The 13,097-nt window shown below is 72.0% G+C and carries 10 protein-coding genes and 1 pseudogene; 7 read left to right on the forward strand and 4 right to left on the reverse strand.

Translation table 11 applies throughout. The annotated features are described in order from the left end of the window. Positions 1–333: 333 nt before the first annotated feature. A complete protein-coding gene (locus B124_RS25010) occupies positions 334–1,134 on the reverse strand; it encodes a pre-mRNA-splicing factor CWC21 (RefSeq protein WP_496505197.1) in 801 nt (266 codons plus the stop codon). A gap of 404 nt (positions 1,135–1,538) precedes the next feature. Then, positions 1,539–4,418, reverse strand: coding sequence for an AfsR/SARP family transcriptional regulator (locus B124_RS25015; RefSeq protein ID WP_496505198.1), 2,880 nt, complete (start codon positions 4,416–4,418; stop codon positions 1,539–1,541). Between the two features lie 197 nt (positions 4,419–4,615). Between B124_RS25015 and B124_RS25020 the strand changes: the two genes are divergently transcribed. Genes B124_RS25020 through B124_RS25030 form a run of 3 tightly spaced genes read left to right on the forward strand, consistent with a single transcriptional unit; the run spans position 4,616 to position 6,808 of the window. Beyond that, a complete protein-coding gene (locus tag B124_RS25020; RefSeq protein WP_496505199.1) occupies positions 4,616–5,458 on the forward strand; it encodes a Vgb family protein in 843 nt (280 codons plus the stop codon). A 50-nt stretch (positions 5,459–5,508) separates the two neighbouring features. Further along, the gene (locus tag B124_RS25025; protein ID WP_496505200.1) at positions 5,509–5,925 is read left to right on the forward strand and encodes a MerR family transcriptional regulator; all 417 of its coding nucleotides are present in this window, start codon (positions 5,509–5,511) and stop codon (positions 5,923–5,925) included. Beyond that, positions 5,906–6,808 (forward strand): carboxymuconolactone decarboxylase family protein, encoded by a 903-nt coding sequence (locus B124_RS25030; protein ID WP_496505201.1) that lies wholly within the window; start codon positions 5,906–5,908, stop codon positions 6,806–6,808. The genes B124_RS25025 and B124_RS25030 overlap by 20 nt, the downstream gene beginning before the upstream one ends. 22 nt (positions 6,809–6,830) lie before the next feature. Here the strand turns inward: B124_RS25030 and B124_RS25035 are convergent, their stop codons facing one another. After that, positions 6,831–7,391: a TetR/AcrR family transcriptional regulator gene (locus tag B124_RS25035; protein WP_496505202.1), complete on the reverse strand. Its 561-nt coding sequence runs from the start codon at positions 7,389–7,391 to the stop codon at positions 6,831–6,833. 105 nt (positions 7,392–7,496) lie between these two features. Here B124_RS25035 and B124_RS25040 point away from each other — a divergent pair, with 105 nt between their 5' ends. The 4 genes from B124_RS25040 to B124_RS25055 are packed head-to-tail and all read left to right on the forward strand — an operon-like array spanning position 7,497 to position 12,587. Continuing rightward, positions 7,497–8,159, forward strand: a complete 663-nt coding sequence (locus tag B124_RS25040) for a (2Fe-2S)-binding protein (RefSeq protein ID WP_496505203.1) — start codon at positions 7,497–7,499, stop codon at positions 8,157–8,159. Further along, positions 8,159–9,136 carry an FAD binding domain-containing protein gene (locus B124_RS25045; protein ID WP_496505204.1) on the forward strand — a complete coding sequence of 326 codons (978 nt, stop codon included), beginning with the start codon at positions 8,159–8,161 and terminating at the stop codon, positions 9,134–9,136. The genes B124_RS25040 and B124_RS25045 overlap by 1 nt, the downstream gene beginning before the upstream one ends. A 2-nt stretch (positions 9,137–9,138) precedes the next feature. After that, positions 9,139–11,403: a xanthine dehydrogenase family protein molybdopterin-binding subunit gene (locus tag B124_RS25050; protein WP_496505205.1), complete on the forward strand. Its 2,265-nt coding sequence runs from the start codon at positions 9,139–9,141 to the stop codon at positions 11,401–11,403. Between the two features lie 23 nt (positions 11,404–11,426). Further along, complete coding sequence (locus tag B124_RS25055; protein ID WP_496505209.1) at positions 11,427–12,587, forward strand: XdhC family protein; 1,161 nt, start codon at positions 11,427–11,429, stop codon at positions 12,585–12,587. A gap of 116 nt (positions 12,588–12,703) precedes the next feature. Here the strand turns inward: B124_RS25055 and B124_RS25060 are convergent. Then, a pseudogene (locus tag B124_RS25060) lies at positions 12,704–13,097 on the reverse strand (histidine kinase); the annotation flags it as partial.

A 13,097-nucleotide genomic window follows, 5' to 3' on the forward strand; every position in this document is an offset into this window, starting at 1 on the left:
CGCAACGGGGTGCGGGTCCGTGTGGCACCGGGGATCCCGGTGCCACACGGACATCACAGTGGGTTGCTGACTACCGGGAGTGCCACTTGGCCGCCTTCGAGTCGAATACCGGGGTGTACTTGACCGCACCCTTGTCGACCACCTTCAGGTAACAGCCGTCCCCGTTCGGGCTGCCGATGGCGCGGTAGTCGTCGCCGGGAAGGCCGCCGGTCCACGATATCCCCGGGGATCCGCACCCTTGAGCGTGGTGATCTCGCCGCTGCCCAGGCAGGTGAAGCTGCCCGTCGGTTGGTGCCCCTCCCGGGGGCGCCGACCGCCGTCGCTATGCCGCTGCTACCTCCGGCATACCTTCACTTCGCTGCTGGGGCTGCCGGACTGCTGCCACTTGTTGGCGGTGTCCGTAAAGGTGAAGCCGATCGATGTGGTGCCGATGGATATGCCGCTCACGCTGCTGTCGTTCCAGGTGTGGCCGTACTTCGAGAACACCTGGTGGTTCGAGCACCCCTTCTTTGCGGCCTTGAAGCTGATGCCCATGGTTCCTGTCCGGCCCTGCATATCGTCGAGACCCGCGTACCTCGGGCCCTCGTTGAAGATGAACCCTGCTCCGTAGGAGTTGGCCGTCTCCGCCTGCCTGGTCGTCTTCTTCTTGAAGTGCTTGCCGTCGTAGCTGAGGACGTGGGCCACAGGAGAGACCTTCTTGCTGAAGCTGAGGCCGAATGCGTCGTATCCCTTGACCTTGCCGGGGACCTCGATCCACTTCCAGGAGCCGCGGGCCACATAGAGGTTTTTCCCGACGACCGAGTAGATCTCCGGCCTGGAAAGCTTGATCTCCTCATCCGGGTTGGAGAGGGTACCGACCTCATCGCCCCCGCCCACCCGCTCCACGCAGTTGTCCGCGGCCAGCTTCTTGTCGATCTCGGCCTGCGTGCGGCCCTGGTCCTCCAGCTTCTGGATGAGCGTCAGGAGCTGGCTGGTCGCCTCCGTGGGATCGTCCGGAAGCTCAGCGGAGCAGTCCCGTGCGGTCCCCGTCTGCGCCCCTTTCGACTCCGGTTCGCCGAAGGCGGTCGACGCCGCGAGGGGCAGCACAACGGCCGCCGTGATGGCGGCGCCCACCAGCCGTGTCTTTGTTTGCATACGTGTGTCCTTGTGATTCGCGATGGCGATGTGACGGGCCGGTCGGCAGGCGCGCGCCTGCAGATGCGACGCGCGTGGTCAAATCCGTCCTTGACCTCGTCCCGTAGGCACCCCCGGCAGGCCTCATGCCTTGCGTGAAGCAGAGGTCCCTTTTCTGCGGATGCCGATCGGCCGTTGAACTGTAACGGCACGACCTGCAGAGAACCTTCGTGGAATCTGAAACGGCGGCTGTAACTCGTGGTCTTTGCGGTTCCATTCATGCGGCACCAGGTGTGGTGATCTCGTTCCAGCGGGGCTGGTAAGGGACTTCGCCGCTTGGAAGTCTCCCTCTCCGGGCTCGCGGCGGTGACGCCCACGGCAACGGGCGGCAAAGGCCCCCGGCGCCGGCTGCTGGGGCCGGAGGGTCAGGCGCTCTGCAGACGGGCCCGGGGTTCTGCCGCCGCGGGGTGACGGAGGTCTTCGAAGATGCGCAGTGCCCGCCCCCACGACGCGCGAGCCGCGGCGGTGGCTCCGGTCCTCTGCTGGGCGTCGCCGAGGGCCGTGTGTGCCATGGCGGCGTTCAGGCGGTCGGCCGCGTCGGGGGACTCCAGGAGCCGAAGCGCCCGCCGGAAGCAGGCCATCGCCTCCTGCGGATCGCCCAGGCGCTGGTGGGCGCGGCCCAGGCTGTCCCAGGTGACGCCCATGCTGAAGCGGTCGCCCACGCTCTCCTGCACCGTGAGCGCCTTGCGGCAGTAGTCCAGAGACAGCTCCGGCTTGTCGAGCAGACCGTAGATCCAGCCGATGGCGTTCAGTTCCCGGCCCGCGCCGCGCCGGTCTCCGAGTGTCTGATAGAGGGCCAGCGCCTGACGGGAATGGCGCAACGCCTCGCGCAGGTCGCCCTGAGCCTCGTGCAAGGTGGCCTGGAAGTGGAGGACATCCGCCTGGCCGAGACGGTCGCCGGCCCGATGGAACAGCTCATGGGCGCTGCTCAGCGACTCGCGAGCCTGCTCGAACCGGCCCAGCCGGAATCCGGACCTGGCGTCGACACAGAGAACGGCGGCCACCTCGGTGTCCTCGGCCGCCCTCCGGGCGGCGGCGACCATCGTGTCCTGCAGCCTGCTCTGCTCGATCCAGCGCCCGTCGCGGTCGAGGTAGTCGGCGAGCCGAAGGCCCAGGCGGACGGCGTGCCCGTCGAATCCCTCACGTACGGCGAGGTGTACGGCCTCGGTGAGCCTGCGCCGCTCGGTGGCGAACCAGTCGATGGGGTGCATGGAGCCGTTGTGCTCCTCGGGTGTGACGTCGGGCGATGCCGTGCCGGGATCCTTGAGCCGGTCGCGGTGCGCCCACATCGACCGGCAGGCCGCGTGGGCGGAGTGCAGGTAGTAGTCCAGGACCCGGTGCACGGCAGCATGCCGGCGTGCTTCAGTGTCGTGCTCGCGGACCAGCTCGGCGGCATAGTCGCGCAGCAGGTCATGGACGGTGAACCGGCCCGATTCAGGCTCGGTGAGCAGGCTGGTCCGGGTGAGCTCGGACAACAGAGTCCTGGCCCGCGGCCGGTCGAGACCGGCCAGACTGGCCGCCGCGCCGCTGCTGAACTCGGGCCCGGGGTGCAGTCCGAGCAGGCGGAACAGCCGGGCGGCGGCCGGGCTGAGGACGCGGTACGACCAGGAGAACACGGTGTGCATGTCGGCAACGAGATCGCGTCCGCCCGCATCCGGATCCCGCCCTGCCAGCCTGTCCAGGGCCAGGTGCGGGCCGGCGGCGCTGTGGGCGGCGACAAGCGCGAGCGCCAGCGGCAGCCGCACGCAGGTCCTGACGATCTCCGTCACCTCCTCCCGCCGGCCGTCCACACGGTCTTCCCCGAGCCGCCCGACGAGCATCCGCCGCGCCTCCCCGTTGCTGAACGGCTCAAGGAGGATCTGATCCGCGCCCGTGGCCGCGACGAGGCCAGGCAGCTGACGGCGGCTGGTGATCACAGTGGTACAGCGGGAAGCCCCCGGTAGCAGCGGCATCACCTGGTCGTCGTCACGGGCGTTGTCCAGCACCACCAGAACCCGGCGGCCGGCCAGCAGGCTGCGAAACAGCCCGGTACGCGTATCCGTGCCCTCCGGAATCCGGTCGTCGGGAACCCCCAGCGCCTGCAGGAAGCCGCGCAGCACGTCGGCCGGGTCGGTCGGACGGTCCGCAGCCGCGAAACCGCGCAGGTTGGCGTATAGCTGACCGTCAGGGAAGCGGCCGGCGGCCCGGTGCGCCCAGTGCACCACCAGCGATGTCTTACCCACCCCGGCGGTACCGACCACGGCGCAGATCGACACTCCCCCGGACCGCCCCGCGGCCCCCGGCAACATCCGGTCCAAGCGGTCCACATATGCGTCCCGCCCGGTGAACCCGGCGACGTCGGGCGGGAGCTGGGCCGGGCACACCGCCGGCAGGGCCGCAGCCGGCGGAGCCACGCGATCCGAGGATTCACCACTCGGTTCACCACCCTGCTTGCCGCCGGGCTGCTGCCCAGTACCCGGTCGCCCGCGGGGGTCCGGGGGCAGGTGCAGGCCCTGGTCCCGACGCAGGATCCGCTCCTGCAGCCGGCGCAGCGGAGGTCCCGGCTCCTCGCCGATCTCCTCGACGAGCAGCTCCCGGATCCGGGCGTACGCATGCAGCGCGTCGGCCTGCCGGCCGGCCCGGTACAGCGCCAGCATCAGCTTCTCCGTCAGCGGCTCCGCCAGCGGATGCTCCACGACCTCCGCCGAGAGCATCGCCACTGCCTGCGCATGGCGACCGAGCCGTAGCTCGATGTCGTAGCGCTCGGTCAGCAGGGTGACCAACTCGCGCTGCAGGCCCGCCCGCACGTGCTCCGCCCACCGCCCCCGCAGCCCGGCCAGTGGGGTGCCGCGCCACAGCGTGGTCGCCTCGGCCAGCAGCTCCGCCGCCCTCGCCGGATCACCGGCCTGCACCTCCCGGGCCCGGCCGGCCAGGTGGCGGGCTCGGTGCAGATCCACCCGCTCGGGGGCGGCGTCGAGTACGTACCCGCCGCCTTCCCGGCGTATCACGGGGGTGTCCGGACTCTGCTCGCCTACCCGCTGCAGCACCCGCCGCAGCCGCGAGATGTAGCCGTACAGCACATCCCGCCCGTCTTCGGCCGGCTCGTCGCGCCACGCGTTCCTGATCAGCGTCTCCAACGCCACCGCCCGCCCCGGCGACATCGCCAGGACAGCCAGCACGCACTGCTGCTGCGGCGGCCCGACCGCGTACGGCCGCGCGCCCGCACCCTGCAGTTCCACCGAGCCGAGCAACCGTATGTCGGTCATCCCCGTCAGTCCTCCCGCACCCTTGCTGCCACCGGTCACGTGGCGAGAACGGCCGTTCTCCGGGTCACGTTATACCGGAAGGCCAATCCGCGACATGGCGTCTCGGCACCTTCCGGCCGGTTGCCCTTGCGTTGCAGCGCGCTGCAACTCGTACGTTTCCCGTGTCGGAACTCCCCAGCCGCCCAAGTGAGGTGGTCATGCGTTGTACCCGGTCACGGCTCGTCGTGGGCGCTCTGGTCACGGCGTTCGTCACGGGCTGCGCCGACGGAGGCGACCCGGCGGCGGTCAGGCCGCAGCCCTCCGCGAGCAGCGCGCTCGAGACGAGGGCCGGCCCTCTGCACACGGGCTTCTCGTCCCCGACCGGGCTGGCCTTCGGCCCGGACGGCGCCATGTACGTCTCCAACTGGTCCGCGGGCACCGTGGAGCGCATCGGCGAGGACGGCGCCCGCTCGACGTACCTCGACGGCCTGGACTCTCCCGCGGGGCTGGCGATGGGGGACGGCGGCGTGCTGTACGTCGCGGACTACGGCGCGGACGTGATCTACCAGGCCACCGGGGCAGGTGAGTTCGAGGAGTTCGCCGACGGCTTCCACACCCCCACCGGCATCGGCTTCGACCGGCAGGGCGGCCTGCTGGTCGCCAACCGGGCGAGCGACGAGATCGTCCGGGTCGGCCCGGACGGGGCGCTCAGCACACTGGCCCGCGGGCTGCGCACCCCCGTAGGGGTGGCCGCGCATCCGGACGGCACCGTGTACGTGGCCAACTACGACGGCGGCATCGCACGCATCCGGCCGGGCGGACGGCCCGAGACCCTCTCGGACGACGTCGAGGGCCCGGGCGTGGGCATCGTCGTCACCGAGGACGGCGAGTTGTACGTTGCCGACCGCGCGGGTGGTGAGGTCACCCGCGTACGGCCCGACGGCTCGACCCGGCCCGTCCTGGGCGGCCTCGACTCGCCCGTCGCCCTCGGCGTCGACGCGGCGGGCGAGCTGCACACCGCGACCTGGGGCGACTCCGCCGTCTACCGGGTGCCCGGATGACGCCGGGGCCCGTTGCCTTGAAGCGCGCTCCAACCCCTACCGTCCCCCGCATGACCACACCCCCTGCCACCCCGACCGCCGCCGATCCCCTGACCATCGCCGAGACGTCCGCGTTCACCGGGCTGAGCCCCACCACGCTCCGCTACTACGAGCGCATCGGGCTCATCGACCGCGTCGAACGTGCCCCGGACGGGCACCGCCGCTACCGGCAGTCGGACCTCGCCTGGCTGGCCTTCCTGCTGCGGCTGCGTACGACCGCGATGCCTATCCAGGAGATGCTGCGCTTCACCCGGCTGCGCCGCGGCGGGGACGCCACCGTACGCGACCGGCTGGAGCTGCTGCGCACCCACGAGCGCCGCGTCCGCGACGAGCACGCGGCGGTGATGCGCAGCCTCGCCGCCATCAGCGACAAGATCACCCACTACGAACGGCTACTGGAGGAGAAGGATGACGACCCCGCAGGATAAGCCCACCCGCCGCCGCGCCCTGCTGCGCTACGGCGCCGCCGGCACAGCCGGCGCGATGGCCGCCTCGCTGCCGGCCGCCGGCCGGGCCGCGGCGCACGACGGGAGTTCCCGGCGGTATGCGCGCGGCGTGGCGCGCATGCGGCGGATCGCCGGCCCCGACGCCCTCGACACCGTCACGGCGCTGGACGACGTCGCACCCGATCTGGGGCGCTTCGTCGTCGAGTTCGCCTACGGGGACGTGCACGCCAGGCCGGGTCTGGACGAACGGCAGCGGCAGCTCGTCACCGTCGGCGCCCTCACCGCCGCCGGGGACACCGCCGCGCAGCTCCGCTTCCACATCGGCGCCGCACTCCACTCCGGCCTCGTCCCGGAGCAGATCATCGAAGCACTGATCCACCTGGTTCCCTTCACCGGCTTCACCCGCACCCTCAACGCGCTGACCGCCGCCCGCGCCGTCTTCGAAGAGCGGCACGAGCACATCGATCCGATCGAGGTGCCCGCGGGCGGGGACCGCTACGGGCGGGGGGTGGAGATGCTGCGCACGGTCGACGGCTCCCACGGTCTCGAGGTCATCGAGTCGCTGAAGGACGTGGCGCCGGATCTCGGCCGGTACATCGTCGAGTTCACCTTCGGCGACGTGTACTCCCGGCCCGGCCTGGATCTGCCCCAACGCCAGCTCGTCACGCTGGGCGGCCTGATCGCCTTCGGCGACACCGCGCCGCAGCAGCGGGTGCACGTGAACGCCGCGCTCAACGTGGGCCTCTCACCCCGGCAGGTGATCGAGACCGTCATCCAGACCGTCCCCTACACGGGATTCCCCCGGGCGCAGGGCGCCATCGGCGTGGTCCGCGAGGTCTTCACCGAACGCGGCATCAGCGCCTGACCCGGGGGGCAGGGGGTCCGGCTCACGTCGCGAGCACGCCGCCGAGGAAGACCCGGGTGATCGCGGTGCTCGCCTCCTCGACGCCGAGGCGTCCGTGGACGACATGCCCCGAGATGCCCCTCAGCAGAGACGCGTAGACGATCAGCAGGTGCGCGGTGGGCAGGTCGGTGCGCAGGGCGCCTTCCCGCTCGGCGCGCTCCAGCAACGCCTGCACCTCCTCCATCATGGGTGCCGCCGGTCCCCCCTTCCGCTGCGGGATGTTGTCGAACAGCGCGAGCGCCCGGTACTTCCCGACCAGCGCCATCACCGCCCGGGTCAGCCTGGCGACGGCGTCCTCCAGGGGTACGGAGTCGGGCCTGGCATCGGCGATACGCGTGGACAGTTCCTCAAGGGCGGCCTCCCGCAGCGCTTCGAGCAGGGCCTCCCGGTTGGGGAAGTAGCGGTAGAGCGTCGCCCGCGCGACGCCTGCCGCCTTGGCGATGTCAGTCATGCTCGCCGCCTCGCCGCGCTCGGCGAGGACGCCGCTCGCAACCTCAAGGATGCCGGCGGCGACGTGATCGCGGAGGGCGGGGCTTCTGACCATCGGCGCCATCGTACATAGCCGACCAGCAGCTTGACAGATATGTCTCATCAACGAGACAGTCTGTCTCATCTTTGAACAGGAATGACTCCACCCGAGGGAATACCGATGCCTCCTTCGACCAACAGCCCCGCAGACTCGACGAACCCGGCAGAACCGGCAGAACCGGCAGAACCGCCGAGGTCCCGCAGTGGACTGCCCCGGCGCGGTTTCCTGGCCCGCTCCGCCGCGGTGTCCACGGCCGTGGTCGCGGCCGGTGCGGGCGCCATGGCGTCGCAGGAATCCACGGGCCTCGCGACGGCCGCCGGCCAGGAGCAGGTGGACGTGACGCTACAGGTGAACGGGCACGCCGACGCCCTGCGGCTCGACCCGCGCTCGACGCTGCTGGACACGCTGCGGGACCGGCTCGCGCTCACCGGCACGAAGAAGGGCTGCGACCGCGGCCAGTGCGGGGCCTGCACGGTACACGTCGACGGCAGCCGGGTGCTGTCGTGCCTCACCCTGGCGGCGAGCGTGCACGAGCGGCCGGTCACCACGATCGAGGGCCTCGCGGACGGCGACCGGCTGCATCCCATGCAGCAGTCGTTCCTCGACCGCGACGCGCTGCAGTGCGGGTACTGCACGCCGGGGCAGATCATGTCGGCGGTCGCGCTCGTCGACGAGGGGCACGCCCGCTCGGACGGCGAGATCCGCGAGTTCATGTCCGGCAACATCTGCCGTTGCGCGGCCTATCCGAGCATCGTCGAGGCGGTCAAGGGCGGTGCCGCCTGATGCGGCCGTTCGCCTACGCCACCCCGGACAGCGTCGAGGAGGCAATCTCGGCGGCCTCCGCCGACGACGGCTCCGCCTACCTCGCCGGCGGCACCACGCTGGTCGACCTCATGAAGCTGGAGGTCATGACGCCCCGGCTGGTCCTGGACACCCGCCGGCTGCCGCTGGGCCGTATCTCACTCGGCAGGGAGGGCCTGTTCATCGGCGCGGGCGCGCGGATGAGCGAGGCCGCCACGCACGAGGCGGTGGTCTCCCTCTTCCCGCTGGTCGCCGAGGCCCTGCTGCAGAGCGCCTCGCCCCAACTGCGGAACATGGCGACCATCGGCGGCAACCTGCTGCAGCGCACCCGGTGCGGCTACTTCCGGGACACCGGAACGCCGTGCAACAAGCGCGAACCCGGCAGCGGCTGCCCGGCGATCGAGGGCGCCAACCGCTCGCACGCCGTCCTCGGCACCAGCGACGACTGCGCCGCCACCCACCCCAGCGACCTCGCCGTGGCCCTGGTCGCGCTGGACACTTCGGTCCACCTGCGCGGCAGCGACGGCGAACGCCGCGTCCGGCTTGAGGACTTCTACCGGCTGCCGGGCAGCACGCCGCACCGGGAGAACCGGCTGCAGCCGGGTGAACTCGTCACCGGCGTGACGGTCCCCCTGCTGCACTGGGCACGGCGGTCGACGTACGTGAAGGTCCGCGACCGTGCCGCCTACGAGTTCGCGCTCACCTCTGCGGCGGTCGCGGTCGACCTGCGCGACGGCACGATCCGCGAGGCCCGGGTCGCGGCCGGCGGCGTCGGTACCAGGCCCTGGCGGCTGCCCGGCGTGGAACAGGCCCTGCTGGGCACGCCGTTGCGGCGGGACGCGATCGAGACCGCCGTCGCCGGTGCCGCCGATGGCGCCCGCACGCTGGCGCACAACAGGTTCAAGCCGGCGCTGCTGCGCCGCACCCTCGTCCGTGCTCTGCTCAGCCTGGGAGGTTGATCATGGCCACCTCACCCATAGGCACCGCGGTCGAGCGCGTGGACGGCCGCGCCAAGGTGACCGGCACCGCGCGCTACGCCGCCGACCACCGCCCGCGCGGCCTCGCGTACGGCCACCTCGTGCTCAGCACCGTCGCGAAGGGCACGGTGCGTGCGATGCTCGTCGACGCCGCCCGCGAGGCCCCCGGCGTGGTCGCGGTCTACACACCCTTCAACCCCCTGCCCTACGCGGGTCCGTGGCTGGAAGGACCGCTGAACACCACGGGGCCGAACTACTTCCCGTTGCAGCCCGGCGACCGCGGGGTCCGCCACCACGGGCAGGTCATCGGCATGGTGGTCGCCGAGACCTTCGAGCAGGCACGCGACGCGGCGGCGCTCGTCGAGACCTCGTACGACGTCGAGCAGGCGCGCACCTCGTTCGCCGACGGCCTCCCCGGCGCCGTCACACCGCCGCCGGAGCCGCCGGCCCAGGGGCTGCCGCCCGTGCCGGCGGTCGAGGCGCACCTGCAGCCCGGGTACGAGTCGATCGACCAGGCCCTGGCGGCGAGTGAAGTCACCGTCAGCGCCACCTTCAGCCAGCGGCCCGAGCACCACAACCCGATGGAGCCGCACGCCGCCGTCGCGGCCTGGGACCGCGACGGCACGCTCACGGTCCACAGCGGCAACCAGGGCCCGCTGATGCACGCCGCGGAGATCGCCTACGCGATGGACATCGACGTCGAGCGCGTACACGTGATCAGCCCGTACGTGGGCGGCGGCTTCGGCGGCAAGGTGGCCACCTGGGCGCCGACCGTGCTGGCGGCAGCCGCCGCACGGCAGACCGGACGCCCGGTCAAGGTGACGCTCACCCGCGAGCAGCTCTACACCGTGACCGGCCACCGGCTGGCGACCCATCAGACGCTCGACCTCGGCGCCGCACGCGACGGCACGCTGCGCGCCATCAAGCACGACTGCGTGACGGCAAAGCCGACCACCAGCAAGGCCGGCGGGGGCTTCGCCCGCTACTCCCAGCACGTCTATGCCTCGCCCAACATCTACACGGCCAACCGCACCGTCACCCTCGACGTCCCACCGGGGACGATCATGCGCGCGCCCGGCGAGGAACCCAGCTCGTTCGCGCTGGAGTGCGCGATGGACGAGCTGGCGTACGAACTTGGCATCGACCCGGTCGAGCTGCGGCGCGCAAACAACGCCGACTCCCATCCGATCACCGGGCTGCCCTACTCCAGCAAGCACCTCGACGAGTGCATGACCGTCGGCGCCGGAAGCTTCGGCTGGTCGCGCCGACCGCGCACGCCGGGCACGCTCGTGGACGGCGAGTGGCGCACCGGCATGGGGATGGCGGTCGGCGTCTTCGGCGCGATCCGCTACCCGATCTCGGCGCACGTGGCCTTCCGGCGTGACGGCACGATCGCCGTCGAGGCCGCCACATCCGACCCCGGCACCGGTATGACCACCGTCGTGGCCATGATGGCCTCAGACAGCCTGGGCATCCCGGTCGCGCGCGTCGAGGCCGTCGTGGGGGACAACGCCGTGCGGTCGCGGTCGCCGCAAGGGTGGGGCCTGGCCGCCGGCTCCGCGGGCACCGCCAGCGTCGCGCCCGCGGTCCAGGACGCGAGCGAGGCGGCCATCACCGCCCTGATCGAGCACGCGATCACGCACCGGCGCTCACCGTTTCGCGGCCTCGGCCCCGAGGTCGTGCGCTACCACAACGGCGCGCTGACCGCCAACGGGCGCAGCATCGGCTGGGACCGGCTGCTGAGCATGACGCGCACCGACACGATCGGCGCCGAGAAGTCCAGCGGCCCCGGCGCGGAGTTCGCGCAGTACGCCCTCAACACCTTCGTCGCGCACTTCGCCGAAGTCCGGGTCAACCGCTTCACCGGCGAGACGCGCGTCGCACGGATCACGACCGTGGTGGACGCCGGCACGATCCTCAACACCGCGGCGGCGCGCAACCAGATCGTCGGCAGCGTCACGTTCGGCCTGGGCCAGGCGCTGCTGGAGGGCGCCGACGTGGAGCCGGCCACCGGCCGGATCGCCAACGCCAACTTCGCCGAGTACCTGGTGCCGGTCAACGCCGACGTCCCCGAGATCGACGTGCGCTTCCTCGACCACCCCGATCCCGTCATCAGCCCTCTGGGCAGCCGCGGCGTCGGCGAGATCGGCACCATCGGCTCGGCCGCGGCCATCGCCAACGCCGTCTTCCACGCAACCGGCACACGCATCCGCGACCTGCCCATCTCCCCCGACAAGCTGATCGGTTGACCGGGAGGGACGACGCACAGACCATGCTCGATATCTCCGCTGAGCTGTCCGGCTGGCTTGCCCAGGGCCGCGACTTCGCCGTCGCCTCCGTCATCCGCGTCCGCGGCAGCGCCCCCCGCCCGCCGGGTGCGGCGCTGGCCGTGGACGCCGGCGGCGCCGCGATCGGCAGCGTCTCCGGCGGCTGCGTCGAGGGCGCCGTCTACGAGCTGTGCCGACAGGCGCTCGGGACCGGCCGCCCCTGCGTCGAGCGCTTCGGCTACGCCGACGACGACGCGTTCGCCATCGGCCTGACGTGCGGTGGCGTCATCGACGTCCTCGTCACGCCGGTACGCTCCGACACCCCCGACCGGGCCGTGCTCGCCACCGCCCTGACCGCCGCCGATCGCGGGCAGCCGGCGGCGCTCGCACGGATCGCCCGCGGGCCGGAGAAACTGCTGGGCCGCGCACTTCTGGTACGCCCGGACGGCACATACGAGGGAACGTACGACCGGAACGCCGAACTGGACGCCGCCGCCGCGGCCGGGGCGAAGGACATGCTGGACATGGGCCGCACCGGCACCGTGGAGATCGACGCCGCCCCCGCCCGATGCGGCGAGCCGCTGACCCTCCTCGTTGAATGCTCCGCTCCACCGCCCCGCATGATCGTCTTCGGCGCCGTCGACGTCGCCGCCGCGCTCGTACAGGCCGGGAAGTTCCTGGGCTACCACCTCACCGTCTGCGACGCCCGGCCCGTCTTCGCCACCCGGGCGCGGTTCCCCGAAACCGACGAACTCGTCGTCGACTGGCCGCACCGCCACCTCGACACCATCCGGACGGACGCCCGCACCGTGCTGTGCATCCTCACCCACGACCCGAAGTTCGACGTCCCGCTCCTCACCCGGGCGCTGCGACGGCCGGCCGCCTACATCGGCGCCATGGGCTCCCGCCGCACACACCGGGACCGGATGACCCGGCTCCGCCAGGCCGGTCTCACCGACGCCGAACTCGACCGTCTCCGCTCTCCGATCGGCCTCGACCTGGGCGGTACCACCCCCGAGGAGACGGCCCTCTCCATAGCCGCCGAGATCGTCGCCGTGCGCGCCGGCGGCACCGGCACCCCCCTGACCAGCACACCCGGTCCCATCCACCGCCCCCGGCCCGCCCGGGCCGGACATTCGATTACCCGGCCGGGCGTCAGGCACTGAGGATCGCCGCGTGCCCGTAGATCCCCACCTGCTCGCCGCCTTCCTCCTCAAAAGCGCCGCCTAGAAGGAGATCGCCGCCGGTGACGGCGCCCTCAGCCCCACTGTCGCAGGCCGCCTCATCCGCGCCTACGCCACGGCCGCCGTGAAAACCGCCCCGACCCCGCCGACAGCCCCACAACCGCCGCCACGCCGGACCGCAGCACGGTCCGCCGCCCGCTCACGACGCCGACCCGGTAGCCGGTGAGCCCCACCGCGACCAGCCCCGGCTCCGCCATCCGGAGCGCCGTCACCAGCACGCCGGCGCCGCACGCCAGCGCCAGCGCGGCACCCGGCAACCGACGCCACAACCCCACGCCGACGGCGGCAAGCAGCGCCGCGACAGGCACGACCGGGCCCCACGCCTCGTCCAGCCCCCGGCCCAGCACGCCGGCACCCATCAGCAACCCCAGCGCGACGTCGGCAACCCACCCCGGCACACGCCTCCCCACCCGCGCCCACCTGCCCACCCGC

The sequence above is a fragment of the Streptomyces sp. CNP082 genome (assembly GCF_059570535.1).

Excerpts from the sequence above, each read along its gene's own strand:
- B124_RS25025 (WP_496505200.1), top strand. The coding sequence starts at position 5,509 with ATGACCACACCCCCTGCCACCCCGACCGCCGCCGATCCCCTGACCATC.
- B124_RS25015 (WP_496505198.1), bottom strand. The coding sequence starts at position 4,418 with ATGACCGACATACGGTTGCTCGGCTCGGTGGAACTGCAGGGTGCGGGC.
- B124_RS25040 (WP_496505203.1), top strand. The coding sequence starts at position 7,497 with ATGCCTCCTTCGACCAACAGCCCCGCAGACTCGACGAACCCGGCAGAA.
- B124_RS25055 (WP_496505209.1), top strand. The coding sequence starts at position 11,427 with ATGCTCGATATCTCCGCTGAGCTGTCCGGCTGGCTTGCCCAGGGCCGC.
- B124_RS25030 (WP_496505201.1), top strand. The coding sequence starts at position 5,906 with ATGACGACCCCGCAGGATAAGCCCACCCGCCGCCGCGCCCTGCTGCGC.
- B124_RS25050 (WP_496505205.1), top strand. The coding sequence starts at position 9,139 with ATGGCCACCTCACCCATAGGCACCGCGGTCGAGCGCGTGGACGGCCGC.
- B124_RS25020 (WP_496505199.1), top strand. The coding sequence starts at position 4,616 with ATGCGTTGTACCCGGTCACGGCTCGTCGTGGGCGCTCTGGTCACGGCG.
- B124_RS25045 (WP_496505204.1), top strand. The coding sequence starts at position 8,159 with ATGCGGCCGTTCGCCTACGCCACCCCGGACAGCGTCGAGGAGGCAATC.
- B124_RS25035 (WP_496505202.1), bottom strand. The coding sequence starts at position 7,391 with ATGGTCAGAAGCCCCGCCCTCCGCGATCACGTCGCCGCCGGCATCCTT.
- B124_RS25010 (WP_496505197.1), bottom strand. The coding sequence starts at position 1,134 with ATGCAAACAAAGACACGGCTGGTGGGCGCCGCCATCACGGCGGCCGTT.